This window comes from Cellulomonas sp. McL0606, assembly GCF_058248365.1.
The window spans coordinates 3,182,819-3,209,070 of record NZ_CM177779.1 but is presented as its reverse complement, the minus strand read 5'-3'; the positions used below and the strand labels follow the sequence as shown (position 1 = coordinate 3,209,070).

The window sequence follows — 26,252 nt, the reverse complement described above, 5'->3', positions numbered from 1 at the left end:
CCGCCGGGGGCTATCGATTTGGGTGCCCCTGCCGCGTGGGGTAAGTTGTACTCACCGACGCGGGGTGGAGCAGCTCGGTCGCTCGCTGGGCTCATAACCCAGAGGTCGCAGGTTCAAATCCTGCCCCCGCTACAACGCGATCTTGCGATCGCAGCGTTTCGCGAAGGCCTTCCAGAGGAGTCTGGGAGGCCTTTGTCGTTCCCGTCCCGTTCTGTCCGATCAAGGTCGCGCCGTCGCGCGACCGGCCGTACCCATGCAATGCCAGGGCACGTGCCCACCCATCCTCGGTGTGCACCCCCGATGCCTTCCCCGTCAGGTCCGTCGGGAACCTGGCCTGTGGTGCTCCCGCAGGGACCGAGCACGACGTGGGCACGGTGCCACCCGAGGCGGTGCGCGTGCGGCTACTGCCGATTCGCGATCGTCGGACACGAGTCAGATCTACGCGAGGCCAACGGGGCCGAGGTAGACCGAGACGAGAAGCACGTGATCCGCCAGATCGACGACCGCATCAGCCGCAGCGACGCTGCCGTGCTGGCCGGCTGCAGCGACGACACCATCAAGCGCGACATCCGCGACAACGCGCTCGTGACCTCCGTCGGACCCGGCGGCAAGGTGCTCGTCCGGCTCGGCGACCTGATCGACATCGGGCGTATCCCGTCCGATGTCTTGGGCCCTGGGATGACCGGCGCCGACGCAGCGGCTCTGAAGACAGCGCGCTCAGAGGTTGAGCGACTCGCAGTGCACCGAGCCAAGCTCGAGGGCCGCGTCGAGGAGATCGCGGCCGTCGTGGCCGATCTGCGCGGTCAGCTCAAGATCAAGGACCAGCAGCTCGCGAACCTATTCGAGCACGTCGACCGGCTCACCAGCGCGCTGACGTCGGGCGGTGTGCGATGAGTGCCGCGTCGTCGCACCTGAGCCTCGTCGAGGGCTCCCGCGGTCAGGACCGCGACCCGCTGCTGGACCTCGCGGACGGGGTGCCGACGTACCTGCCCGAGCCGCAACTGTTCGAGCTGTTCAACCGTGACGGCTCATTCCTCGAGCGGGCCGCGGACCCCAACACCTACAGCCTCGGTCTGGTTGCGATCGACTGGCTGCACCACCACGTCGCTCGGGTCGGGGACGTGAAGGGCGACCGGACCGTCAGCCTGATCAGCGAGTTCCGGCGCTACATCCTGCCGTTCATCATCGAAACCGAGGCGAAGTTCGCCCAGGGCCAGCGCGGCACCGCAATGTGGCAGTTTCACGACGGCACCACATTCGCCCGGATGCTCGCCGGCCGACGCAGTGACAAGCTGCCGGCAGCCACTGTCGCAGGAGACCTGCTCGGCAGAACCGGGCTCGGGTCGATGTGGCTGACCATTCTGGACGCAGCGATTGTCAGCACGGGTGGCGTCCAGGCCGTCAAGGACGCGATCGCCAGTGGCCAGATCGCAGTCCATCGCACGTCCGCGGGTCAGCGGGTCGTGTTCGCCGCGGACCTACGCCTGGCCGGTCTGCTGATCGAACGCGGTGCGGATGGTCCTGCGTCCAGTGAGACGGACCCCGCCCATGATCAGCCGTGGGGGCTGGGTCGCGACACCTCCAAGCGCATCATCGGGGACCTCAAGCACGTCTTCCACCACGCGCAAGACAACGGCGCGCTCCTGCGCCTCGCACCCACGCGTATCAAGGCCATCAAGGCGCTGGAGAAGGACCGGATGCGTGAGGTCCGTTCCACGCGTTTCTACGAGCTGTCAGAGGTCGGCGAGCTGTGCCGGTTTCTCAGCCCCATCCATCAGCTCGCCCTGTGGCTGCAGTACCTCGCGGGCCTGCGCGTCGGTGAGGTCTTCGGCCTGCACGTAGGAGACGTCGAGGTTCGGGACGGGCACACGTGGCTGAAGGTCTCCACGCAAGGTGGAACGGTGTCCTACGTCCGCGACGCTGACGGCCGCTTCGTCACGAGCACCGAGAAGGACCACACCAAGACTGATGAGTCCACCCGTGACATTCCGGTCTGTGGGGCACTCGGCCGGCTCCTCCATGACTTCATCGACCTCTTCCACCCGCAAGGGCAGGCTGGTTCCGAGGATGTCGACGCTCGTCTGATCCCCGGTCTGCGCACGTCGGACGCCAGCGGGATGGGTGCGTACTTGGACGCACTGACTACGGCCGGGAATGCAGCCGGGCTCGATGTCGTGAGGGTCGAATCGCACGACTTTCGGCGGTCATTGGTCACCCTGCTGCGTAGCAGCCAGGTCCCGGACCGGGTCGGCGAACGGTACGTCGGCCACAAGATCGGGCACACTACCGGGATCACGGTGCACGACGGGTACGACTTGGGCCCAAGCGCTGGCGAACTCACGCTCGCGGCCGACGCAATCACTACGGTGCTCGCGAGCGAGCCCAGTCTTCTCGACCTCCGGATCCCGACGAGCAAGCGGTCGTCCTTCAGCCAGGGTAGCTTCGCGCCGGCGCGAGTTGCCACGCTGCGCAGCGCGCTTCGTGCCTGTGGCTGGGAAGTCACGCGAGGCTCGGCAATTCCTCGGCGCGCGACCGTGGCGATCGACGAGAGCGTGACGGACCGGGGCAGCCTCCTGGACGTGTCGCAGGTTGCCCAGAGTCTCGGGATCGCCGACGTGACGGCGCGACGCAAGATGAGGACCGGTGTCATCCCAGCGCACGAAGTGTCTTGGGGTACCCGGCCAGTGTGGGTCGCGTACGCCGATGACGTGGAGGCGTTCCGGTCCGAGGCGGAGTCTGGAAAGACGATCGAGGCGCTCGCGCGTGAACTCGGTTGGACGTACCACCAGGTCTGGTCGGAGGTCCGCGCTGACGTCGCCAGTGGAAAGACGGGCGCCGCAGTACGTCTCACTGATGCGCAGTGCGACGAGTTGCGCGCTCACGCCCGCGCCCAAGACGTCGCGAACTCGACCCAGATCACCCGGCGTCGAGCGGCGGAGCAGCTCGGCCTCCCGGTCACCAGCGTCCAGACACTCGAACGGCGCGCAACGCTCACTGGCTTGGCCGGACGCGGCGGAAGCCGCAACATCTACGTGCCGATCGAGCAGGTCGAGCGCTACGACCGGGTTCATCCGCCCCGCCCACACGCTGCCACTGCCGATAGGGCTGTCCCTGTGAAGCAAGCGCAGCTCGCTCTCGGCATCACCCGTTCGGAGATGACGGACTTGGTGACCGGCAGGCGGCTCTTCGCGGTCGAGATCGCGCGCCGGCAATACGTTTCCTTGGCGAGCCTCATGGAGTACGTGGCCCACCACCCCGAGCGCGCTCAAGGAACTTCCGCCCTCGTGAGCACCGAGTGGCCGGCGATGCCGTGAGGCCCGCTGACGGCCAAGTCGATAGCCAGACGCAATGGTGCCCCGTCCAGCCGCTGTCGAAGCGGCTGGACGGGGCTGGGTTTCACAGGAGACAGTCCGGTAGCTGGTAGCCGTCCTGCTCAAGCGCGGCGCGCACGAGCCTTCGCGTCTCCTCGATCTCCTCCGACGTCGAGGGACCCGAGTTGGCGCGCCACGTGGAGGAGCAAGGGCACGGCCCCCCCGTGCTCGTCGCGTCTCCGCAGAGCACGAGGCCCGCGGGGAAGGGATGCTCGATTACCGCGACGAGCACGTGCGGGTCGAGCGAGTGGCCGCAGTGGCAGATTCTCTCTGTGTTGGTTGGCATAGAGGGAACTGTCGGCGCGGCGAGCAGATCGCAAGAGCGCCGCGTCATTCGGTCGACGCCATCAGTTGGCCGATGCTGCCTTGAGGGTTCCGTTGCTGGCAGCGGATGCACTCCGGGTTTGTACGGCCCGCCGGGTGCGTCCCGGCTGATTGACGGATGGCCCAGACTGCTATCCAGTGGGCGAACGCGCGGGGATAGGAGTGCGCCATCGCGTCTTCGATCGAGGCGACGGCGAGCCAGAACTCTGTCGTCGGCTCGCTGTGGCTCGTCGCCGCCGCGATTCGAGTTTCGAGCTCTTCGTGTCGACGTACGAGCCAATGCAGGCCTGCTGGTCGGATCCGAGAATCCGTGTGGTGGTTGAGTTGCGGTGTCTGGGTGCTCATAGCGCTCCCTGGGTTGGACGCGTCCGGTCTCCGGGGCGGAGCGGCCACGCGGAGCCCCCGAAGGGTGCTCGGCCCTGACAGTTGCTGCCCGTACAGCGGCCACAAGAGCGCCCCGGGAGGGCGCAGGCAGTCGCTCACGGCTCCTGAGTCCTGTCTGAGCGGGCGGGACCGCGGCGTCGACCCGCTGCTGACCTGGTGGGTTGTGGGAACAGGCGCACGCGGCCCTCAGACTTGATCCGACACGCCGGCGACTGACCCGCCTCCTGTGCCGTGCGCGGCGGGATGACTGTGGCGTAGCGTCCGGCTCGTGACCCGATATGAGTACGACGAGGAGTCGAGCGCGGCCTGGCGCATGGACGTTGTGCAGGAGGTCGGCGAGCCAGCTACTCCGGCGCTCTGGGTGGAGTCCATGCGGCGTCTCAACGGGATAGACGACCCGCTCGCCCGCAAACTGGTGGCGCTACATCGCGACTGCGGTTCAGGGACTGGCGTCTGCGACGACGTCGACGACGACGAATCGACAGAACGGCGTCGAGACTGGGGCTGCGAGACAACCTCGCTGGTCGCGGACCACTACGGGATCGAGTACCCAACCTCGCCCGCGGGCAACGGCTGACTCACTGCGGGTTGCAAGAGTTGGAGGATGACTTCGGCGGCCGGAGTCATTGCACGGTGGCGGTTGTGTCAAGTCCTGTGCCGATCCTCTTTCCATGCCTACGCCTGAGGCGAGATCGGGGTCGGAGCACTCGACCGAGCCCTCGTTGTCAATGAACCTGCAGGTCAGAGCGACGAACTTTCCACTGTTCGCGTAACTGAGCGACATCGAAAAGACTGGGGATTCCCGCCTGAGCAATAACGCGGCGGCTGAAAAAGAAGTGCACGATGGGCCGTGGTCGAGTTGCCCTGTCCGGCACCAGGGCCGGCGCAAGCCTCGGAGGCAACGATGCAAGCCCACGTCCCTTTCCCCACCCAGGCACCGATTCTGGTGAGCTGGCGAAAGCGATCCCGCAAGCTCCTGATCGTCTTCGGTGAGCGGTCCGACGTTCGCCGTGGAGACATCTGGAATCACGAAGAGCGGGCGGTCAGGGGGCCTAGCCTCACCGGGCCGGACCTGTATCTCGGCCCGCTGGTCGCGTTCCGGGTGGACGAGCCGTCCGGTCTCGACGCAGCGCTGACGGATCTGTGCATCTGGCTGGCATCGGTCCAGGACGACTCGGTGGCGTGGTCGTCCCTCGATGGAACGTCTACGACGCCCCGACGAAGCAACTGATTCACGCGGCAACCCGGATGCGTCTGGTGATCGGTACCGATGGCTGGACGTTCGTCGAGCGCGACCATGCAGTGCCGCTCTACCGAACCTCATCGAGTTCGCTGCTCCCCGTGCAGCGCACCAGCCAGGTGTACTCCAACCCAAGCGTTCTCGAGCGTCTGAAGCATGCTCTTCCCGTGGAGTCCGCATCGTCGGCCGGTTCGGTCGGAATGCTGATCGCCGATCGGTGGGCCCCTGACCAGGCCAAGCGCGACCTTGCCGCAGCCCGGGATGTCGCAGTAACGCTCGACGGTGCGGGATGGCCGCGCCACCAGATCGCGCGGTATCTCGAGACCTTCGGCTTCGGCAATTCGAAGGCAGCAGTAGGACGGTGGCATCCCGCGCGCCTCGCGGAGATCCTGCCCGGTGGTGCGAAGTGAGCACTCGGGACCTGGGCGGGACGCTCGGATGGCGACTGCACCCTCATGCCCGCGCAGCTGCGGTCGAGCGGGGCGTGAGCGTCCACGATGTGCTGACCACGATCGCAGATCCGCAGATCCGCCGAACGGCCTATTCCTACGGCGCTGGTCGGTTCATCTACACGCGTGGCGACCTGTCTGTCGTTGCCGTCGAGGACGCCAAACTCGTACTCACCGTGCTGTGGCACACCTACGACGAGTGGACGTCGAAGCAGTTCAGGGAGCACCGAGAAGCCAGTCGGGTCCGGTGACGCTGAGGGATCCACCGGGCGTATGCCGGCCCGGGCACGGTGCACATCCTTCCAGCGGCACCTCACGGCACCACAGGTCAGGTGTCACCTATCCGTGCAGCAGACCCGGCCGTCGGGCTGGTCGGGGAGTGCGGCCGCCAAGAAGACGGGTCCGCGGTCGAGGACATTCAGGTTCTCGTCGTGACCGCACTGCGGCACAGTTGCCGATCTGAGTCGGCGCCGGACAGTCCCGGCGCATGTGGACCACCAGCGACGAATCACGCTTCGCCCAGACTGTGGCCGCCCGTCTCGACGTGCTACGAGTGGCTCGCGTCGAGGGCGGCCGAGTGCTCAACGTCTACGACGAGGTGGAGTGGGACCGCAGGCCGCCCGGCCGCCCGTTCGCGGTGTACTTGGCCGATCAGCGGGGGTACCGAACGCTTGGTCTGGACGTTGACGCGAGTGACGCGGTCAGCGCCCGCCAGCAGGTAGAGGCACTTGCCGCCCAACTCGATAGGGCGGGCGTTCGCTACGTGATAGGTGCGTCTGGGCCGACCGAGCGGCGCCATCTTCTGGCGACATTCGACGGCGCGGTAACTCCGCAAGACATGGCACTTGTCGCTCGCTGCCTGCGTCGTCTTGCTCCGGACCTGGACATCGCTCCGCTAACCAACCCCAGGACAGGTTGCATCAGGCCGCCCGGATCTCCGCATCGTGACGGCGGTCGAAGCGAGCCGATCGGCGACCTCGAAAATGCTCTCGAAATCCTTCGTACCGGCAACCCTGTCGAGGCCTTCGACCAGCCGGGACAACGTCGCTGTGCACGATCCCGGAGTGCCGAGACTCCAGCGCGAGGTGGACATGACGAACCTGCCTCATGTCGGCGCGATGCCCTATCTCGGCCGCCGCAAGACTCCCACTCTCGAAGCACATCGGCTCGCTGCTCGTCGCCGGAGACCCTGCGGAGAGCGACACCTCGCGAACCGCCGCACGGATCATCCTGGCGATGGTCAATGCCGGGCACACGTTCAACGACCTCTGGGAAGCTCGTCACCAATCGCGCCCCCGGACTCGCCCACATCTACTCCACACCAACGGCGACTGGCCGCGTGATCCTCGAACGACGGGAGATCCGAGGCCGAGCCGAGCGACTCTGGCTCGCAAAGATCCAATTCGCGGTCGCGAACCCCGCGAGCGCTCTTCGAGATGCTGCGGTCGACGCAACGATCGCAACCGTGACCGAGGCGATCGAGCTGGCGTCCGGGCTCGGAACCTGGGCCGGGCAGAGCGGCCCCGGAGACCGTGCCGTCCTCGAGGGCCTCCTGCATCTTGCGGCCACAGTCGGTCGCGACACGGTCGCCACCAGTGCACGCGCTCTGGCCGTTCAGGTCGGGTTGGGAAAGTCGGCAGTCGCCGGAGCCTTCAAGCGACTGCAGAGCAGCGGATGGCTGCGCGTGGAGGCCGTCGCATCAGGGACGCGCGGCAATACCTACTTCCTGCAGATCCCCGACCACCTAGGCGCGATCCGGGCGGACATGCTGATCGCGCAAAGCCCGGACACTAGCCCTGCGCCCCTAGGGGTGGGTCCCACCGCGCGACCCCTGGCACTCGGGGTCAGATCGCATGATCTGGCCACCTACGACGGCCTTGGTCGACACGGTGCGCTGATCGCCGAACTCCTCGCCCAGCGAGACATGACTTCGCCTGAGCTCGTCGAGTACACCGGGATGGACCCGCGCACCGTCCGCCGGAACATCGAGGCGGCCCGCGCCGCCGGTCTTCTGAAGACCTACGGTGCAGCCCATCGCATTGTCGCCGAACCCGGCACGCTCGACAGTGCAGCGGCTGACCTCAACGTCAAGCATGCCGTCGCCCGCCGCCGGGATCAGTACGACCTCGACGCCGAAACCCGACAGTGGCACCTCGCGGACTTCGAAGCCGAGCGCGGCTTCACAAGCCAGCGCATCGGCCGCGAACCCGGCCAACGCAATCTCCGCAACGGCGCCCCCGCCCCCGCCGTCATCTACCCACGCGACCACGCGGGGCGCCGAGACAACCGCGCCGCACTCAGCCTGGCCGCAGCGGGACTGGGACTCCAACCTGACGAACTGGCAAGAGTCAGAACAACGATCCGCCCCGCGTCGCGCGCCGATCCGTGACCACCACCTACCCCCGATGATCTGTCCTGCCACGATCAGAGACTTCCTGCGTGAGAGCCGTACGCGCTCTCGACGGGGAGGTCCGCATGACGAGGTCAGTTGCTGGAGCGAAGGTCGTCCGGCTGCCGGGCAAGGTCACAGCACGCGTGGTGCCTTTCACTGGGAGCGGCACCCAACTGGCTGGCGCCGTGACGGCCGGCGAGCTCTACATCATCGTCGGTGAGGTTGACACGACCGGCCTGGCCACACAGCTCGCGCCGGGGCAGGCACGGCACCGACACGGTCGACCTCTAGGCGGATACGTCGGCCAGAGCGCCGCGTTCGACGTCGGTGGGTCACGAGTCGGCGCAAGCTACGTCCACTGGGTCGAGCGCACCGGACGGATCCAGCCGAAGGCCGTCATCTTGATCTCACGGCGAGCGGACCGAGGACCGTTGAGCGAGCCGATGCGACTCTCCCTGGAGGCCGCGCTCATCTCCCGCCTCGACGACCGATACCTGATGTTGAACGTCAGACAGAGCGCACCTTCCGCTGTCGAGCTTCTAGCGCGTGGGGAACTTCGGTGGGTGCACACCATCGCTGACTTGATCACGGCCGTCGTCGTCCGCCACGCATTGGACGGTGCCACCAGCCCGCTCCTCGCCGGCAACCAGCGCGCTCGGCTCGTACGACTCGTCCGTGAGGTCGGCCTGACCCGCGGTCTCGACGCCCGCCAGATCGTTGAGATCGGGCACCAGACCGGTCAGGTGCAGCTGACCGGGGCGTCGCCGTACCAGACCGTCCGTCGCGACCTTTCCGATCGAGCACGGTACGACCGTGACACCCCGAAGGTGTTCGCGACCTGGTGCCGGGGTCGAAGGATCTTCTTCCATCCGGCGCTCGGCCGACGCCGAGCGGTGGAGGCCTACCTCCAGTCACTGTCCTCGGAGGTAGGCGCCCCCCGCTGACCCGGCATGCGGAGGTCAACCCGCGGGCCTCGACCAGCGTTATCGCAGGTCAGACCATACGTGGACGAGCAGAAAGCGCGACTGGAGTTCTTCGCGGGAATGACGAAGTCAACCTCATTGCGCCCCGGGCCGGCGCCGGCACTGTCGAAGGCCCGTACCCACGCACCAAGGAGGATGTGAACATGCCAGACACCATCGGCGCACACCCGCGCATCGCCATCTACCTGCGGTCTGCCCGCGGCGAGAGCGAGGTCCGGTTCGACGCGCAAGAGGCGGAGCTGCGTGAGATCGCAGCACGGCACGGCTGCCCGGAACCCACGGTGATACGTGAGGTCCGACCAACGGGCGTGAGCGAGCACGCTCTGGCCTGCCTGGCCGCGCAGGACATCGTGCTCATCGACTCGATCGGCCGACTCAGCCGCCGAACGACGACGCTGCTGCTCGTGCTCGAGAAGCTTGCTGGCGGACGACTGATCACCCCGAGCGGTGAGGTCCATGCCGCGATGTGGCACCTGATCCAGACCGTTCAAAAGACGGAGAGCGCAGATGCGTCGCGCAGGCGCAGGCGTGCCGCCACGATTGCCGTCCCGACGGAGGTGCAGAAGTGAATCGAACACTCTCTCGCTACGTCTCGCCCTACGAGTTGGCGGCGCACCTCGGTCGCCCCATCCGCGTCGGCATCCTGAAGCGCAGAAGCAAGGACGACCCGGACACGAAGTCGCTGCAGGTGCAAGACGAGACCATCATGCGGTACCTGAATTCGCTGCCCGAAGGCAGCTGGACCTGCGACTTGCGGCCCGAGTCCGAGGGGGGCGACGTCTACTCCCAGATCGTCTCCGCGTGGAAGGGCGACGGACACCACAAGCTGCTGAAGAAGATCATGGCGCGGCTCGGCGAGTACGACGTCGTGGTCGTCTACAAGATGGACCGGTTCGGGCGAAAGGCTGTCGCCGTCCTGCAGACCATCGAGGAGATGCGCGAGGCCGGCGTCCGCCTCTACAGCGTCGTCGAAGGGTACGACTCCGCTGACCCGAGCAAGCATTTCACTGGCGGCCTCCTCGCTCTCGTGGCCCAACTGGGCTCCGATGAGTCGTCCATCAGGATCAAGGACAACAAGGCACTCGCCAAGCAAGCCGGTGGCTGGCGGGGCGGCGCCGTGAACTACGGGTTCCGTCAAGCAATGACCCAGGCAGCCGACGGCGAGGTCATTCCCGTGCGGGACGCGCACGGCTACAAGACACTCGAGCACGACCCCGTCGAGGTGAAGGTTCTCCACCAGATCGTGGACAACATCGTCGACCAGGGATGGTCGATGGCCGCAGCCGTCCGGCACCTCAACGAGGAAGGAGTTGCCACCCCCAGGGGAGAGCGCCGACTCATCGACGGAACGGTCGAACGCATCGACTGGTCCACCAGTTCGCTGGCCGCCATCCTTCGCAACCCAGTGCTCAAGGGGTACGACGTGGTCATGGGGGAGTCGGACGGCAAGAAGTCGCGATTTCGCATCCACAACGTCAACAGGCGCCCGCACCGCCCGCACCTGCCCGTCCTGACCGACGAGCAGTGGCTCCGCCTCCAGCAGTGCATCGGAACACCGGGCACTCGACGGCGAAGCGCCGACGAGTCCCTCCTCGGCGGGCTGGTCACGTGCGGCGCCAACCGCGTCGGCGAGCACGTCTGTGGAGGGCGCATGTACGGGCCGGCGACGATCACCAGCAACACCGCGTCCTACATGTGCCGGGCAGGGAACAACCTCGGCCCCAACGACGTACGACGTTGCGCCGGTAATGCTGTCAGCGCCAAGCACCTCGAGCGCCTGGTCAGAGCTCGTCGTGACGACCATCGCCGAGGAACCCTCGTTCCGAGACGCACTCAACAGCTCCTACGCGCGAGCCCTCGCGGAGGCTCGGAGCGGCTCAACCGACGTCACATCGGCTCTCGAGGAGTTCAACCGTGAGATGTTCGACTTGCGAGCCGAGCTGAAGACCGCCAGGTCAGAGAGCCGCAAGAAGCAGATCAAGATGGAGATTGACGAACTCGACGGCCGGATCGCCGATCTTGAGTCGGCACGCGCTGTCCCGATCGCGCTCAGCAGTCGGAGGATCGAATTCGACCAGCATTGGGACAACCTGACGCGTCAGCAGCGTCGAACCATGATCTGCGACCTGATCGAGAGCGTCGAGGTGAGCCCGGCATCCACCCAGCACACTGCCGGTCGCCGATTCGACCCCTCACGGGTCAAGATCGTCATCCGCAACGTCGGCACGTTCCATCTGACTGAGCCCGTCGACACCACCGAGCCCTCTCAGTGCCCCGAATGTGCCGAAATGTTTGCGTCGCCCGCAGCGCTCGGCGTCCACCGCCGACACAAGCACGGCGTCATCGGGGCAACATCAAGGCGTCCCGCCGGGCAACGCATCACCTACACCTGCACCGAGACGGCGTGTGACCGTACTACCACCAGTGCGGGGGGGCTCAAGCGGCACGTCGCATCTGCACACGGCTCGAGGGAGATCCACCTTTGCCGATTCGGCTGCCCCAAGGTTTTCGGATCTACCACTGACCTCGCTTCACACGTGCGCCGTACGCACGTCGAGCGCGGCGATGACGCGGCTGCGGTCTGCACCTTTTGCGCCAAGGTGTTCCGCAACGCTCATGGGCTGGGCATCCACAGGGGCCGGGCGCACCGCGTCGCCGCGTAGAACGAGCACAAGCCTCCACCAGTGGTGGAGGCTTGTGCTCGTTGTGAGTGCGCCAACGGTCATCGACCCAGACAAGAAGGGTCATGACATGAACGAAACGACGTTGGCGGCAGCTGTTCGGCGACAACTCGAGAGCTCTTCGGTATCAAGGTCTCACACCCTCAGGACTGAGACGGGCGTCGGGCAACTCCGGCAGCACCACGCGTACCCTCCGGGCGATCGAGTCGCCGGGTCTTCAGCAGTACCGCCAGTCTGGCGCCGGCGATCTCGCCGGCTCCGTTGACCGACAGCTTCGAGATCTCAAACTTCACGGCCTGGCGAAGAGTCATTGTTGGCTTCGAGTCCACATTCATCACCTCCACGAACAGAGTGCCGTCGGCGCGGACTGCTGCATTGGATTCCTGCCCGAGCCCGGGTCGCTGGGCGCACGGATCGACGGGAGCACCTTCCGACTTCCGAGCACCCGTCGATTCCCAACTGCACATTGTCAGCGCCGAGTGACGGCCGACGCCCACACCCAGGTAAACCCTTCACGCCCGCCGGGGTCGAGGTATCGCACCCGTACCTGCATGCCGGTCCACGCGATTGCATGCGCCTGAGCCTGGAACGACTTGCCTCGACCGCTCGTCACCCATACGGAGACAGGCACGGGTGTCTCGGGCTGCACCATCCGATCACCGGAGCGGGCCTCGGCCGGGGCATCGAGCGGCAGTTCGTGCAGTGGCACGCTCTCAAGACGATGACTCGAACGCACGTACGAACGATACCCGCCAGATCGTGCGCGGTTTTCGCGAGGGTGCGGCCTGACTCACGCGTCGAGTTCGCCCACTTGAACCAGACCAACAAGGGGACACCTCAGAGGGCGCCGTGCGCGTCGATCGTTGCGGTTGCTACGCGGGGACCCCGAGGATGCAGGACGCCACGCGTTGTGCGAGCGGTTCCACGACGCGCAGCCGGCTCAGTGCTCGCTCGACCGTGCCTAGGTCGACCGGGCGCTCGAGGAGCAGCGGCTCGATGTCGGCGAGCCGGCTGTAGGGATGGCGACGGCGCTGGGCGCGGGCCTCCAGAACGTACGGGTGCACGAGCTCGAGCCAGATCTCGGCGGAGCTGGTGCGCGTCGATGCTCCCACCGTCGAACTCTCCCCGAGCAAGCGCTCCGAGTGTTTCCCACCGGTCTGCGTCGTCGAATCGCGATTCGCCTCGGGCGCGCTGCGCCCAAGCGCGACTGGTTCGCCGCATCTGGTCGAGGGCACGCTGGTGGCGGCGCGGCAGCATCTCGAGCTCGGCCGCCTGCGCCCGGGCCAGGAACGTCTCTAGCCAACGTTCACAGCGGTCGTCGAATGGCGCCCCCGGCGGGTCACCGGCGAGCAGTACACGCAGGCGCGTCGTGACGTCGTGAAGGCCCACGACCGGCTCGGACCGCTCGTCCTCCAGAAGGAGCCAGCGGGGTGCGCCTGTCGCCGAGCCTCGCACAGCGAAGAATGCCCACGGCGTACTCGTCCGCACCGGGCTGATCCTGGCGAGCACCCTCTGACGCGTTCCGCGGTGTGCGGCATACGTCTTCGCGGGAATGAGCGACGTCGGTCCGGTCACGAGCGTTCGCACAGGTTCGAGAGCGTCCTGAAGTCCGTCCCACTGGGTCTGCGTGTGCTCGGCCAGATCGGCAAGTTCCTTCGCGGTCACGACAGCGTCGGGCCTCGCTGGGATCGGCAGGTTGGAGCCGAGGAGGGCGGCGCTCTCCTCGTTCCGGGCCGCCAGGAGGTCGTCGGCTCGCGTCGCGAACGAGGCTGAGTCCGCGGGCCACCAGACTTCGATCCGGTCGTGGGGACTGTCCATACGATCGACGCGACCGACTCGTTGTTCGGCTACACGCAGGGTCGTCGGCATGTCGAACTGCACCACGGCTGACGCACCTTGCAGGTTGATTCCCTCGTTCATGGCATCGGAGCACAACGCGATACCACGACCGGTCGCGTCCGGCGCGAAGGCCAACCGCACGGCTCGCCGCTCGCTCGTGGCGGCACCGGAGGCGACGACGACCGGCACATCAGTCCGGTGGATGAGCAGCTTGAGGACCGCGAGTGTGATCGGGTGATGGTCGAAGGCGAGCACGCGTTCGTGACGATCGGCGAGGCCAGCAACGAACTCCGCCTTCGTCCGCTCGCGACGGTCGCCGAGCCGTACGGCCAGCAATCGGGAGCTGCTCGTAGCGCGCGATTTCTGATTCGCACGCGTCCCGCCAGGAGTGCTGGTCGACGAGCCATTCCGGAATGTCGCAGGCGAGATCGACTCGAGGCGGCCCGCCGTCGCGTAGCCCGCGGAGTCTGCCAATCATGTCCCCGGACGCCTGCGGCTTCACCAGCCCCGTGATGCCGAGTTGTCGCAGAGCCTCGTCGGTACCGACGACGTGCTCAAGCAGTGCCGCCTGCGACGAGCGCATACCGGCGCGCACTTGATATCCGACGAGGCCCTTGGCAGCACCGAGCCGACCCTCGAGCCACCGCTCGTCGGTGTACTCACGCCGAAGCCATGCTGGCAGGCTGATCTGGCGACCAAGTCCTGAGATCCCAGACTAGCTGCGCGGCGATTTCACGGATCTCATCGGCAACCGCGCGCTCGGGCGCCAGTTCGCCTGTCTCGTACGTCGCGGTGACGTGCTCCGGATACCGGCAAATCCGTCCCGTCGTCGGATGCCGGTAGCTGTCCGGGTCGCTGGCTACCAGCTCGTTCAGCATCGACTTGGTCCGCCGAACCGTGAAGCGTTGGATCGCGTTGCGCAGCTGGACCTTCTCGTCGTCCGTCAGGCGCCAATCGGCATGGCGGCGGTGTAGGCGATCGAGGATCGCGAGCGTCTCGTCGTCGAAGTTGTCGGCGCCGAGTTGATCGACGAGGGAGAGCAGGTCCTCAGCGCCCCGGTTGATTGGTGTCGCCGTGAACATCAGCACATGATCGGCAGCAGTAGCGCGGATGTGGCTGCTGCGGTTGGAGTCACGGGCCAGGAAGTTGTGGGCCTCGTCGATCGCGAGAATCTGTGCGGCCGCCACGGCCTCTTCCTCGACGCGAGGTCCGGACTTCGATGCCCGACTGAGGAGTCCTTGCGAGATCGTGTTCAACGTCAGCCCGCAGGAGATGGCCTCGCGGCTCCATTGCTCCTGGACCGAAGGCGGGCACACGAGCACAGTCAGGTCGCTCCGCACGCGCCCCGTGCTCCAGAGCCGATCACGAACCGCGCGGGTCAGGTGCGCACCCATGCGCGTCTTGCCCGAGCCAGTCGCGTCGGCGACCAGAACGCTACCGACGTTCTCCACGACCCAGAGGGCCTCTGCGATCCCCGCGACCTGCGACGGCCACAACCTGCTGATGCCCACGGTCGAGCCGAGGTAGCCCGCGGCCCACTGACCTTCGAGCAGGTCCGCGCACGCCCGCGCGAGAGCTTCCTGCCAGGAGACGAACCGAAGCATCTCGTGCAGCAGCGCGCGCAGCTCGTCGGTCCACGGCTGGCCGATGGACCAGTAGTTCTCGCCAGCTCGCTTCGCTTGCGCGTACCGTTCCGGGTCCGCGATACGGTCGGCGCGAACGTTGGCCTCGAACTGATTGACGAGACCGGCTTCGGTGAAGTTGCTCGAACCGATGGTCGCGGCTCGATCGCCGACGTAGATCTTCGCGTGCAGCCGCGTGTGCCCGGGAACGAAGCGGACTTCGAACCAGCCGGCATCCAGTGCCTCGATCGTCTGGACGATCTTGGCGGACAGCAGCAGCGAGACCCCGTGCTGCTCAATCCAGTACTCACGAACCTCCTCGGTGAAGGTCGCGGACGGCGATCCGAAACTGACGCGATCGGAAGCGAACGGCTCGGTGCCGAGCAGCACTCGGACTCGCCCCTGGTTGGCCTTGTGAGAAGCCTGTGCGACCAGCTCGACGATCTTGGCGATCGAGGCGAAGCCGGCCAGCACCAGCGGGTCGCGTGACGTGACGAGGTCGTCCCACACGACGTCGCGGACGCGAGCAGCCCCATGGTTGACCGGCAGGTCCTCGTTCGATGGCCAGCCCATCTGCGCGAGCCGAAGGCGCAGATGCGGCTCAGGAGCCGAAGCAAAGAGATCCTGCTGGTCGTTGCCAGGTTGAGCACGAGACCTCTTGCTCATCACAACTCCGTTGCATTGCGCCGATGGTGCTCGAACGCTAGGAGCAACCACCCACAAGGACTCTTGCGTCGGCGCCGGGCGACACCACGCACGCAAAGTCGACTTCCGCATCGTCCACTCGCGGGAAGACTCGTTCCACCCCGGCGCGATGCTGCGTTGGAGTGCTCAGGCCCGACGGAATCGGAGCAAACGGCGCCCTCCGGGTGTGGTGACCTCCCATTGCATCGCGCTCGTCGCGCGATTTTGCTTCGCCCTGACTGGCTTCGCACGGGCTGCTTGATCCGATTCGACGGATCCGCCTGACCCGCGTCCGCCAAACCGCTTCTGAGTTGCTTGACGCGAAATCTCGAGTGGCTGGCCGATCTGCTCCCAGGTGCACCCTGACGCCCGAGCCTGGTTCGCGGCGTCTGCGATGCCACGCTTCGTTGCCTCATCCAGCGCACGAAGCGCCGCGAGTCTGACCAAGGGTTCGCTCGAGCCGTCAACCATCGTTGCCAGGTCTGTCAAGGAATGTTGCTCGGTGCTCGTCTCGTTGCTCACGTGTCGCACGATGCTGGCTTTCAGCCGCTGGGCAGTGGGAGCACAGCGGAGCTCCCGATGTGGCATTTTGAACCGCACCGGGTCGAGTGCAGGCTCATCCTCGGTCGCGACCTTGTCGCGCCGGTCGGACGGGTTGCGGCCGTGTGCTTCCTCGGGGGGCTGCCGTCGCGGCCCAGGCCTCACGAGCGCGGTTGCGTCTGACCATCGAACGCTCCGTCTGTGGCTGGTGGGCGCTGGCATCCGGCAGAGGACTGACATCCCATTTCCGCCGCGCGTAGGTTCGCCGCATCACTGGGCGGTGACGTGCTCCCGCGCGACGATCTCGGTTGCCAGTACGCGGACCTGGGCGAGCAGATCGCTCGGCTCGACGTCGAGGTCGAGGGCGTGCTGGTAGATGTCGACTCCGGCTCCAGCGACGCGGTGATGGGCTTGCGGCTCGTTGCCCTTCGCGTAGACGAGATGCCCCCGGGCAAGTCCGCTGACCGTGCAGTAGGCGAGCATCTGATACAGGTCCGCATTCGGATACCCACTTGGCTTTTCGGCCTTGTACTTGGCGTCCACGACGGCCGTCGGCGCGACCGACCCCGGCCCGTACCAGACGAGGTCGGGCCGCATGGGCACCACGCCTGCCTCGTCCAGCCGCCACCGGTCCTGCGAACGACAACGACCGCCATGTGCCGTCAGGGCCGACCCGAGTGACTCAGCGAGGAAGTCCTCGAACACCTTTGCCATGTCGAGCATGAAGCCGTCGATGCGTACCGCACCATCTCCTTGTTCGACCGACCCTCCACGCAGGATCAGCTCGCCGAGGCCAAGCGCGACGTGGTAACGCGTGTTGAGGCGGTTCGGTACCCAGGCCGGAATCGGTGCGCCCCGCAACGACGGCGTGACGTCGGCGAGCGAGCGGCGTAGGCGCAGCAGCACACGGCGAACGCGCGCGTGAGTGGGCATCAACGCGAGCAGTCGTTCAGTGGCCGCTCGGAGTACCTGGTTCTCTGCGATGTCGGTGTCGAAGTCGTCGAATCGCACCTCGAGCGGCAGCGGCAGGCCGTGGTGCAGGGTCAGCTGGTCGGTGGTCCGTAGCCGGCCCCGCAGGACGGGGGACGCGACCTCCTCCACTCGGTAACCCTGCAGCAGGCCCTGAGCAGTGGCGCGCTCGGCCTGTCGCGCGAACGCTTCAGCGATCGCGGTGAGCAGGTCGGGTGCCTCCGAGAGCGAGACATCCTCGTCTCGCCACATCGCCCGGTCGCGGGAGTACCCGAGCAGGAAGAACAGCCGGCGGATGTCGACCTTCGGGCGAACCGTCAGTTCGACCCCCGCCACCCGCGCGACTCCGACTTTCGTCGTGGGGCCGATCGACCACCAACCGTGTGCGATCGCGGGTGTCGCGGTTACCAGTCCGCTCGCGCGCAGGGCCAGACCCGTCCGGTCGTCCATTGGTACCTCGACGGGAGGACCACCTTCGACGAGCCGGATCGCGATCACGATTGCTGGTCGTCCACAGAATCGTCCGAGTCGACGGGGACCGGCTCCTGAGTGGCGGTGCGATCGACGCGGGCGAGGATCTTCGGCAGCGAGTACTGCGCGGCGACGTCCACACCCTCGCCGAAATGGTGCTCCTCGAGCAGCGGCAGGATCGACGTCTCCCACACTGTCTCGAGTCCTCCTTCTCGATACACCTCGTCGCGCATGAAGTACGACGGCCCGATGCGGAAGTCCTCGTCCTGGATGAGGTCGTTCAGATGCGAGAGGACCAGCGCCGTCGTCGGTGGTAGGCCGCGGCGCTCGAGCCAGCGTCGAAGCATGCCGCGGGTGGGCTCGACGCCGGGGTGCAATGCTTTGAAGGCGAACCGGCGTCGCATTGCTGAGTCAACGAGAGCGATCGACCGGTCGGCCGTGTTCATCGTGCCGATGATGAACACGTTGGCCGGCATGGTGAAGCCGGCCTCATCGCCGGTGCTGTAGAGCAGGTCAATCGCCTTGTCGCGGTACTCGAGCAGGAAGTACAGCTCACCGAACACCTTGGCCAGGTTCGCTCGGTTGATCTCGTCGACCACGAGCACGTACGGCGTCGACGGGTTCTCCCTCGCCGCGTCGACGAGGCGACGGAACGGTCCCGGTGTCAGCGCAAAGCCGATCGTCCCGGAGCCGTCTGTCGGCGCGACCGGCCGGTAGCCCTCGAAGAAGTCTTCGTATGAGTACGCCGGATGAAACTGGACGAGCTTCACGGCTGACTCGTCGGTGAGGTGTTGGGCGATCGCCTGTGCGAGGTATGTCTTTCCGGTGCCGGGAGGGCCGTAGAAGATGATCTGTCGGCGATCGCGCAGCAGGTCGATGCAGGATTGCAGCCACGCCCGGTCGACGAGAAGCGCTTCGGCGAGTTCGTCGGTGGCCGAGAGTAGGACCAGCTCGGCTGGGGCAGTCTTGGCTGCTTTTTTGACCTCTGCCGCGTCCGCAGCGACGAGCCCCGCGAGGGCCGCGAGCTCGCTGGTCAGGTCGACGACCGTGTGCTGGCTGGAGAAGCTTCGGCTTGAGCCCGGCAGGTAGGTCGGTCAGGTCGATCGGCTGCTCGACGTTGCGCCATTCCACCGAGCGGCGCAGGTTCGAGCGGTCATCCGACGAGTGCACCGACGTGACCTCGCCAGTCACGTCGCCTACGAAGAAGCTGCCGCCGTCGTTCGCGATCACGAGGTCGCCAACCTGGACCCGATTGACGAAGAGGTCTAGTTCGGTAACCTTCTCGTTTCGGGTGTTGTAGGACTTCTGTGCGTAGTCCTCCTCCACGATCGCGACGATCTCCGCGCGGCTCACCGGCAGGCTCAGAGCACGAATCTGGCTGGCGGCGAGCGACACCGAGCCCCTCGTCAACCAGACGGGGACAAGGTTCTTGCCGTTGACGTTGTTGCCCCGAATGAGCCAGGCGCGACGAGTGAACTGCGCGCCCGTCTCGGCCAGCAGTTCGCGCAGGTCGTAAGACGTCAGCCGGGACGACTGGTGCGCCCGGCCGTTGGGGTCGAACTCGAGTCCTTCTGCGCGAAGGACGTCACGCGGGTCGTCGGTGCGCACGGGATCGTTCCACCGAAAACCGTCTGCGATTGAACCGTCCGCGGTCAGCACGCGGTGCGCAGAGGGCACGTCCGACTCCGCGACATAGGAGCCGACGGTTTGGGCGGCGAGGCCGGTGAGTTGGGCGAGGTCTCCATAGGAGGTCCACATGCCGGGTTCGAGCAGGTCAAGAGCATCTCGGAGGGTGACGAATTTGTCGTCGACCTCGGGGCCGCCGGCTGCGCCTTTGCGTCGCCGCAGCACGCCGTTGTACGTCCGGCTGAGCGTGGAGTAGAGCTCGTCGTCCGAGGCCGCACTCGCCAAGGCCGACCGTCCTGCGTCTGTTATCGACCAGCCGCCGTCCTTGGTGATCCAGCCGATCACGCGAGCCCATCCGGATGAGAAGCCGAGGAATGTCTCCGCCCGCTGCACCCCGCTCGGATTCCGGCTGAGGCTCGACGTCGGTCAGCGGCACCCGCTCGACAACGAGCCGCGACACCTCGCTCGGCGCGAGCGGCACGGGGCTGTCTGACAGGACGCGGAGCACCGTGCCGAACAGCAACGAGCGTCGGACGGAGCCGTCCGGGGCGCGATCGACTGGCATGGCGGTGACTCCTTCGATCGAGTTCATGACGCGTGGCGGGGGCCATGCCCGGCGGGCGGGTCAAGCGGGCTGGTGTAGACCGTGCCGGCGGTCGCAGCAGCGGTCATCGCGTCGTATGTCTCCAGGATGAGACGCTTGGTGCGGAACTCGCCGTGGTCGCGCTCGTCGTACTTGCGTACGACGAAGAACGAATCCATGACGTGCTCGACATCGGCGCGGTCAAGGCCGAAGAGCAAAAACATCGCGGCGTTGAGCTCAGCGAGAACTAGTTCGCGACGATCTTCTATCCATGAAAACGGCATTCCGGTCTCGTGGATATCCAGGTGTTCCGACACGTCCGATGCGGAGCCGCCGATCCGTGTAGACGTATAGGTAAGTTCGAGGACTCGCGGGAGCACGAACTGGCGCAGGCTCCCGCCGAGGCCGCGTCCTGCTTCGAGGAAAGCTTGCCGGTGTCGGTGCGGGCAATTGTTTGGTAATGAAGTGCGGCACGGCTGCGCCGCTCACTTTTTGCCGGGCGCAGAAGTCGAAAACAAACGAGGACCAGACCGCTTGTAAGAGAGGCAGTTCGTCGGCGAGCCCCATCGCAAGAGAAAAGCGCGCGCCGACCGCGGACCTTGGAATAACGCTTGGGATGAAGGTGCGCTCATTGCTTGGATTGCTGATATCGCGCCAGCCGAGGAACCAATCGCGGTCCCAGCGGTCAGCTATGGCGGTCTCGACGTCCTTCTCGACGACCCAGTAGCGGGCGAGCGGTTCGAGGCCGGGGTCGTCGTGTTGCGCATCGGTGAGGCGGGGAAGAGTGCCCTTATTTAGCTGCGCTTCGGTGGCGTTGGCGTAGGTCGAGTAGCGATGGTCGTAGTGCGAGACCATCTTCCCCTCGTAGAGCGGCAGCCAACGCTGCGCGCCCAGTGTCCACGCCCAACCGTCGAACTCGGCGCCGCGCTCGCGCAGGTCGTTCGCCGTCTCGAACAGGCCGGAGTCGCTGGCCATGTTGAACAGGCCCTGTCGGAACGTCAGTCCCCACGGGTTCGCTCCGCTGGCCTCGTGCACGAGCACGGGGAATCGTCTGTAGATGTTCAGTGTGATCTCGGCGTCGCGGCGAGTGCGGAAGATCGGCAGGGTTCCGGTGTTGGGGTTCAAGATGAGGATTTCGTCCGGTGTGATCTCGAACCGGCGCGCGACGGCTTCGGCGATGTAGCGCGTGTAGAACGCGAGGTTGACCGTTGCAGCTCGCCGACCGCCAGTGATGACGGTGACAGCGAACCGGAACTGATTGTGGACCCCTTCGAAAATCTTCGCCTCGTTCTCGAAGTCGTAGAACGCGGCGAGCCTGCCGGACGCGACTGTGTCGGAGAAGAAGGCAGCCGTTGTCGCGTCGGTCGCGAGTCCAGTCGGTGTGACGATCCCCATGCGGCCGTGGTGCGCGATCGAGGACCGGAAATGCTCGGCGAAGATGCTGTAAGTGTTGATCTTGCCGCGAGCGCACAAGGGGTAGCGACCGGTGGTGCGTATTAGGTGTGTCTCGCCGGCGCTCCGTCGCGACGCCTCGTCGAACTCGCGCTTGAGCTCGGGCCTATCGGTGGCGAGCCGCTCGATCGCCCGCTTTCGGGCTGCCGCGTTCGGCGCGGCCGCGATCTCGGGGCTCGACGCGAAGTACTCCTTCTCCGACATCTGGACTGTCTCCCACGGCGGGTTGCCGACCATGGCCGTGAAGCCGCCGGTCCAGCCGTGGTCGCTGATAGGTGCGCTGGTGTTGAAGACGTCGGGGAACTCGAGGTGCCAGTGGAAGAACTGGTACTGCGCGGCGATGTGCTGGACGGTGCGAACGAGGGCCTCGGGTGCGGTGCCGTCATGTAGGGATTCCAGGACGCCGGTTGTGATCGTCGTGGCGCCGGGGGTCTTGGTCTGGACGAAGGCGGCGCACCACGCGTCGGCGTGGAGGCGTTCGCGGACGAGCTCGGGGGAGGACCGGTACTCGGCGTAGGCGCGCTGGGCGGCGTGTACCTCGCGCACGCGAGAGGCTCCCGTTGCCGGGGCGACAGCCTGGGAGAGTCGGCCGCGCAAGTCGATCGTGGAGGTGCCGACGTCAACGAGGTCGAACAGTGAACCGCTGTCAGTAGCGGTCTCGCGTTCGGTCTTGTTGCGCTTCTTCAGCGCGGTGGAGAACGGCTTGTCGTCGCCGGTCAGAGCGGTGAACGCGTCGTCGGGGATCCCGTTCGCGAGTAGCGCCGGGGTGGTGCCGAGCAGCGCATTGCCGACCTTGATGTGAGCGTCGAGGAATGACAAAGGTCGACCGGGCTGCATGGACTCCAGCCACAAGGAGACCTTGGCGAGCTCGGCGGCCAGCGGATTGAGGTCGACCCCGTAGATGCACGTGGACACGACGTCATAGAGCGCGTTCTGCAGGTCGGACGGCGTCGAGTCGATCTCGCCGGTACGGACTACCGCCAGCCGCTCGGCGATGCGTCGGGCTGCGGCGACGATCACGTGTCCGGAACCGCACGCCGGATCGCACACACGAATCCTGAGCAATGCAGCGGCAGGGTCGGGCTGGCGTTCGGCTTCGTCGAGCAGCGGGGTCAGCGTCTCGTCGAGGAGCAGGTCGATCAGCGATGACGGCGTGTAGTACGAGCCGGTGGTCTTGCGATCGTTCCCGGCTAGGTTCTCAAGCGTGAACATCTGCTCGGTGCGGTCGTAGCGCGGAACAAGCTCGAGCAGCGATTCGTAGATCGAACCGAGTTCCTCGGCACCGAGGTTTCGGTAATCCACGGTGCGTCGCGGCTGTCCTGTCGGGCGCACGGTGGACAGGTGCCGCACGGCTGACAGGAGCGCCTCGTTGGGCAGGTCGGCGTTCGCGAACAGCTCGGCGCCGTCGTCGTCAAACAACCCACCCAAGCCCGGCAGTGCGCTCTGGGCAGCCCTCGTCCTGACCCAGACGGGCCAAGACCAGTCGCTGGGCCTGCCACAGGTCGTCGTGGCGGGTCCCGCGCCGCTTTAGTGCCAGGCGTCGCAACCGAGCCGTGGAGAAGTAGTCGCGATAGCGCGATCGGGCCACAGGCTCGGCATCGACCGGATGCAGCGCCTGGCGGTCCTCGGCGACGAACAAGAAGAGCAGCCGGTAGACGAGGCGCAACAATGCCTGGTGGTAGTCGGCAAGGTGCAGCGACTCGTCCTCGAGGCGCGCGCGTAGTGAGGTGTTCGCCGGGGCGCGCAGGAAGCCAGTGCCGAGGTCTGCAATCGCCTGCTGCACGCCGTCCGAGAGCAGCGACAGCGCTCGTGCGCCCGAGGTAATAGCGCTCGAGCGCCACTTCTCAAGCCAGCAGTCGCTCGGACCACCTTCGGGGGAGAGGACTTCTACGCGCGACTGATGCAGGAGCAGGAAGAGCACCACAAAGTCGGCGAACAGCTCCCCGGAGAAGATTGCCTCCAGGTCGAACTCCACGAACGACTGCGACGACAGCGACGTCGAGTCCCGCAACAGACGCAGGACTCGACCGTTCGACACCACCGCCCACAGGTGCTCGTCGGAGCGGTTCAGCAGTTCTTGGACCATCGCGTGGGGCGCACGCTCGGCTGCGCCGGGCACACCCTTCGACCGGCGGTCCAGCTCGACACCCCAGCCGAGCAGGTGTATCGGAACGGCACCCCACTCGTGCGAGATGGGGTACGCCTTCTCCGCGACGGTGAGCCCCCCAGCGGGGGTTGTCTGCAGTCGCCCGTAGCCGAGCTCGCGGAACAGCACCTGAAGCCAGCGCTCACGGGTCAACCCGACGGCACGTTCACCCTCCGGAAGCTTCGCCAGTGCGTCCTGGAACGATGGCCACACCCCGATGAGGTATGCCCACGCTCGGTTCGCCGCCTCGCGGGGCGACTCTCCGGCCGCGAGATGAAAGTCTGCCGAGCCGAGTCCGCCGAGGTCGCGATCACCGGCCGATACCCGTGCCAGGAGGTCGGCGGGCAGCAGTGCGCCCACTGACCGAACGGCGGTCAGGTCCCCGCTCACGAATTGCTCCCCACGACGGGCAGGTAGAGGTAGACGCCGAGGACGTCGACCGGGGTCTGAGCCCGGACGCGCAGACCTTGTCGGGGGGTGCCCGCACCGGCTCGGACTCGACGATGGCTTTCGAACAACCGCTCGGCGTGGGCGTGGGCGCGGTCGTCCAGGATTCCTGTCAGTGCCTCGACGCGTGTCAGTGCCGTGGCGATGAGGTCGCGTGCCTGGTCGGGCGGCACGTTCGCATCGGCGGTTGCAATGAGCAGGGCGTCGACCTCCTCGGGTGTGAGGAACTCGGGCGCGTCAGGAGCGCCGCGGAATGCCACGACCTCACAGTCCTCGGCGATCAGGGTGCGCGGCCCGTCGGTCGACGGTAGATCGAGGTGGAACCGGTACCGCAGCAGCAGAGCGGTGGTCCGGGCGGGGACGTGGCTGGTGCGGACCACGCCGGCGCGGCGCGCCGGGCGTGCACCTGCGACCGTTTGCGAGTCGAGCGCCGCGTCGAGCACGTAGCGGGCGACGGCCTCCACGCTTGGATCCGTTCGAACCAGCAACGCGTGCCGTCGCGGAAGCGGCATCTCTCGGTGGAAGGGCAGCGGCTCGACATGGCCCGCGGGCAGCGTGTCGCGCACTCCGGGTGCGAGTGTCGTCGTCACGGCCTCGAATCCGTAGCCGGTTGGTGTGACGGACGCGCCGAGTGCACGCAGTGACTCCTCGACGAAAGGCACGACCTGGCCGTGGCCGCCGAGCGCCGCGCGCACCTCGGCGACCTCCTGCGCTACGGCGTCCGGGTGGATCGAACCCTGTGCGTACTTGGTCCGTGAAGTGCGCTCGTTCTCGGCGGCAGACCGCCACTCTTCTTCGAGCCGACGGTCGGCGGCTGCGAGACCGAGGTCAAGCTCGAGTTGCTCGTGGTCGACGCCGCGTAGGAGCAGGCCCTCCAGGAGTGCCTCGAGCACGGAGTCGGACCCGCTGGGCACAGGGACCGAGACCCCGGTCGCCTTGCTGATCGCTTGGTGCCGACGGATGAGCACGTCGAGCACGAGCCCGTCGATGCTGTTGTCCTTGCCGTAGATCGTCACCGCGCGCACCGTGGGCGCCGTCTGACCAAACCGGTCGACGCGCCCTTCGCGCTGCTCGTGCCGGGTGGGGGACCATGCGAGGTCGTAGTGCACGACGGCCTGGAACGCGTCCTGCAGATTCACGCCCTCCGATAGGCAATCAGTTGCGACGAGCACGTGCCGGGCACTGGTGGCGGTGAGGTCGCGGATACGCTGCTGGCGCTCGGCAGGTGGAAGCGTCCCGGTGACGACTCCGACCTCGGCTGTGCTCTTCAGAGCGGTTGCGAGGTGCTCGCCGACGTACTCCGCGGTGTCGATGAACCGACAGAACACGATCGGGTCGAACCCGTCGGCGAGCAGTGCCTTGACCTGTTTGATGAGTGTGCCGAGCTTGGCGTCCTTGCTCGGGCCGAGCAGCGACTCGGCGGTCTGCGCAAGCGAACGCAACCGGCTGCGCTCTGACGTCGTGGTGTTCTCGGTGTCCTCGGTCAGCGCGCCTGGCGTCACGTCGACGCCTTCGATTGCTTCGTCGTCGGCCGCGTCGAGCACACTCGCGCGACCCAACGCATCGGCTTCGTGGACGTCAGTCGCCTGTGCGGATGCAGCGCGCATCCGCAGGGTTGCTGCGGCGGCGGCGGGGGAGGACGCGAGTGTGCGCAGGAGGGCCAGAACGGACCACCAGCGGACGCGCTGATGGACCGACCCATCGTCTGCGTTGCGTACCTGCTCGCGTGCGTAATCGAGCACTCTCGTGAAGAGCGCCCGGTACTCCGGCGTCAGTGAGTAGGCGACCTCGCGCGACTCCCGGTCAGAGGGGAACTGCGTGTCCTCGTCGAGGTAGCGCCGAATGTCGGCCCGGCGACGCTGGATGTAGTGCCGGGCGAGTCGTTCGCGGCCTCGCTGCTGGTCGAGGTCGACGGTGGCGAGCTCGGGGTCGAGGAGCTCGAGCAGGTTGCGGAAGCCTTCGTCCTTGCCCGAGTGCGGTGTGGCGGTGACGAGGATCAGGTGGCGTCCGCGGTCGCGGGCGAGGTCGCTCAGGCTCATGCCTGCGGTG

The 26,252-nt window shown here is 66.6% G+C and carries 19 protein-coding genes, 1 tRNA gene and 2 pseudogenes; 11 read left to right on the top strand and 11 right to left on the bottom strand.

Features of this window, described 5'->3' with window-relative positions; translation table 11 throughout:
- Nucleotides 1-58: 58 nt before the first annotated feature.
- The 3 genes from AC38ZX_RS16220 to AC38ZX_RS16210 all read left to right on the top strand — a co-directional run bounded on the left by AC38ZX_RS16220 (nt 59) and on the right by AC38ZX_RS16210 (nt 3,314).
- A tRNA-Met gene (locus AC38ZX_RS16220) sits at nt 59-132 on the top strand.
- Nucleotides 133-483: 351 nt separating this feature from the next.
- Nucleotides 484-894: a hypothetical protein gene (locus tag AC38ZX_RS16215; protein ID WP_491295201.1), complete on the top strand. Its 411-nt coding sequence runs from the start codon at nt 484-486 to the stop codon at nt 892-894.
- Nucleotides 891-3,314, top strand: a complete 2,424-nt coding sequence (locus AC38ZX_RS16210) for a tyrosine-type recombinase/integrase (RefSeq protein ID WP_491295200.1) — start codon at nt 891-893, stop codon at nt 3,312-3,314. Before AC38ZX_RS16215 ends, AC38ZX_RS16210 begins: the two co-directional genes overlap by 4 nt.
- A gap of 387 nt (nt 3,315-3,701) precedes the next feature.
- Here AC38ZX_RS16210 and AC38ZX_RS16205 read toward each other — a convergent pair whose 3' ends face one another.
- Nucleotides 3,702-4,040 (bottom strand): hypothetical protein, encoded by a 339-nt coding sequence (locus tag AC38ZX_RS16205; RefSeq protein ID WP_491295199.1) that lies wholly within the window; start codon nt 4,038-4,040, stop codon nt 3,702-3,704.
- Between the two features lie 307 nt (nt 4,041-4,347).
- Between AC38ZX_RS16205 and AC38ZX_RS16200 the strand changes: the two genes are divergently transcribed.
- From AC38ZX_RS16200 to AC38ZX_RS16165, 8 genes are all read left to right on the top strand, one after another.
- Entirely contained in the window at nt 4,348-4,656 is a 309-nt protein-coding gene (locus AC38ZX_RS16200) for a hypothetical protein (protein ID WP_491295198.1), read from the top strand.
- A 605-nt stretch (nt 4,657-5,261) separates the two neighbouring features.
- Nucleotides 5,262-5,729: a hypothetical protein gene (locus AC38ZX_RS16195; RefSeq protein WP_491295197.1), complete on the top strand. Its 468-nt coding sequence runs from the start codon at nt 5,262-5,264 to the stop codon at nt 5,727-5,729.
- Between the two features lie 89 nt (nt 5,730-5,818).
- Nucleotides 5,819-6,019, top strand: a complete 201-nt coding sequence (locus AC38ZX_RS16190; RefSeq protein WP_491295196.1) for a hypothetical protein — start codon at nt 5,819-5,821, stop codon at nt 6,017-6,019.
- A 1,214-nt stretch (nt 6,020-7,233) separates the two neighbouring features.
- Nucleotides 7,234-8,157: a helix-turn-helix domain-containing protein gene (locus AC38ZX_RS16185; protein WP_491295195.1), complete on the top strand. Its 924-nt coding sequence runs from the start codon at nt 7,234-7,236 to the stop codon at nt 8,155-8,157.
- A 566-nt stretch (nt 8,158-8,723) separates the two neighbouring features.
- Entirely contained in the window at nt 8,724-9,104 is a 381-nt protein-coding gene (locus AC38ZX_RS16180; protein WP_491295194.1) for a hypothetical protein, read from the top strand.
- Nucleotides 9,105-9,286: 182 nt separating this feature from the next.
- Entirely contained in the window at nt 9,287-9,712 is a 426-nt protein-coding gene (locus AC38ZX_RS16175; protein ID WP_491295193.1) for a recombinase family protein, read from the top strand.
- Nucleotides 9,709-11,061 (top strand): recombinase family protein, encoded by a 1,353-nt coding sequence (locus tag AC38ZX_RS16170; RefSeq protein ID WP_491295192.1) that lies wholly within the window; start codon nt 9,709-9,711, stop codon nt 11,059-11,061. The genes AC38ZX_RS16175 and AC38ZX_RS16170 overlap by 4 nt, the downstream gene beginning before the upstream one ends.
- Before the next feature lies 1 nt (nt 11,062).
- Nucleotides 11,063-11,806, top strand: coding sequence for a C2H2-type zinc finger protein (locus AC38ZX_RS16165; protein ID WP_491295191.1), 744 nt, complete (start codon nt 11,063-11,065; stop codon nt 11,804-11,806).
- Nucleotides 11,807-12,696: 890 nt separating this feature from the next.
- On the opposite strand, the gene AC38ZX_RS16160 is transcribed toward AC38ZX_RS16165, so the two are convergent.
- From AC38ZX_RS16160 to AC38ZX_RS16115, 10 genes and pseudogenes are all read right to left on the bottom strand, one after another.
- Nucleotides 12,697-12,936, bottom strand: coding sequence for a hypothetical protein (locus AC38ZX_RS16160; RefSeq protein ID WP_491297545.1), 240 nt, complete (start codon nt 12,934-12,936; stop codon nt 12,697-12,699).
- Nucleotides 12,937-13,699: 763 nt separating this feature from the next.
- Nucleotides 13,700-13,918 (bottom strand): annotated as a pseudogene (locus tag AC38ZX_RS16155) (P-loop NTPase family protein); the annotation flags it as partial.
- A 404-nt stretch (nt 13,919-14,322) separates the two neighbouring features.
- Entirely contained in the window at nt 14,323-15,951 is a 1,629-nt protein-coding gene (locus tag AC38ZX_RS16150) for an SNF2-related protein (protein ID WP_491295190.1), read from the bottom strand.
- A gap of 828 nt (nt 15,952-16,779) precedes the next feature.
- Nucleotides 16,780-17,976 (bottom strand): McrC family protein, encoded by a 1,197-nt coding sequence (locus AC38ZX_RS16145; protein ID WP_491295189.1) that lies wholly within the window; start codon nt 17,974-17,976, stop codon nt 16,780-16,782.
- A complete protein-coding gene (locus AC38ZX_RS16140) occupies nt 17,973-18,797 on the bottom strand; it encodes an McrB family protein (protein ID WP_491297453.1) in 825 nt (274 codons plus the stop codon). The genes AC38ZX_RS16145 and AC38ZX_RS16140 overlap by 4 nt, the downstream gene beginning before the upstream one ends.
- Before the next feature lie 250 nt (nt 18,798-19,047).
- A pseudogene (locus AC38ZX_RS16135) lies at nt 19,048-19,707 on the bottom strand (DUF8426 domain-containing protein); the annotation flags it as partial.
- A gap of 456 nt (nt 19,708-20,163) precedes the next feature.
- Nucleotides 20,164-20,382, bottom strand: coding sequence for a hypothetical protein (locus tag AC38ZX_RS16130; protein WP_491295188.1), 219 nt, complete (start codon nt 20,380-20,382; stop codon nt 20,164-20,166).
- Between the two features lie 13 nt (nt 20,383-20,395).
- Nucleotides 20,396-23,029 carry an Eco57I restriction-modification methylase domain-containing protein gene (locus AC38ZX_RS16125; protein ID WP_491295187.1) on the bottom strand — a complete coding sequence of 878 codons (2,634 nt, stop codon included), beginning with the start codon at nt 23,027-23,029 and terminating at the stop codon, nt 20,396-20,398.
- Entirely contained in the window at nt 23,022-24,146 is a 1,125-nt protein-coding gene (locus AC38ZX_RS16120) for a hypothetical protein (protein WP_491295186.1), read from the bottom strand. The genes AC38ZX_RS16125 and AC38ZX_RS16120 overlap by 8 nt, the downstream gene beginning before the upstream one ends.
- Nucleotides 24,143-26,242, bottom strand: coding sequence for a DUF8741 domain-containing protein (locus AC38ZX_RS16115; protein ID WP_491295185.1), 2,100 nt, complete (start codon nt 26,240-26,242; stop codon nt 24,143-24,145). The genes AC38ZX_RS16120 and AC38ZX_RS16115 overlap by 4 nt, the downstream gene beginning before the upstream one ends.
- Nucleotides 26,243-26,252: the final 10 nt, after the last annotated feature.

Coding starts and splice junctions, on each gene's coding strand:
- AC38ZX_RS16210 (WP_491295200.1), top strand. CDS start 891: ATGAGTGCCGCGTCGTCGCACCTGAGCCTCGTCGAGGGCTCCCGCGGT.
- AC38ZX_RS16175 (WP_491295193.1), top strand. CDS start 9,287: ATGCCAGACACCATCGGCGCACACCCGCGCATCGCCATCTACCTGCGG.
- AC38ZX_RS16130 (WP_491295188.1), bottom strand. CDS start 20,382: ATGTTTTTGCTCTTCGGCCTTGACCGCGCCGATGTCGAGCACGTCATG.
- AC38ZX_RS16115 (WP_491295185.1), bottom strand. CDS start 26,242: ATGAGCCTGAGCGACCTCGCCCGCGACCGCGGACGCCACCTGATCCTC.
- AC38ZX_RS16205 (WP_491295199.1), bottom strand. CDS start 4,040: ATGAGCACCCAGACACCGCAACTCAACCACCACACGGATTCTCGGATC.
- AC38ZX_RS16165 (WP_491295191.1), top strand. CDS start 11,063: ATGTTCGACTTGCGAGCCGAGCTGAAGACCGCCAGGTCAGAGAGCCGC.
- AC38ZX_RS16150 (WP_491295190.1), bottom strand. CDS start 15,951: ATGAGCAAGAGGTCTCGTGCTCAACCTGGCAACGACCAGCAGGATCTC.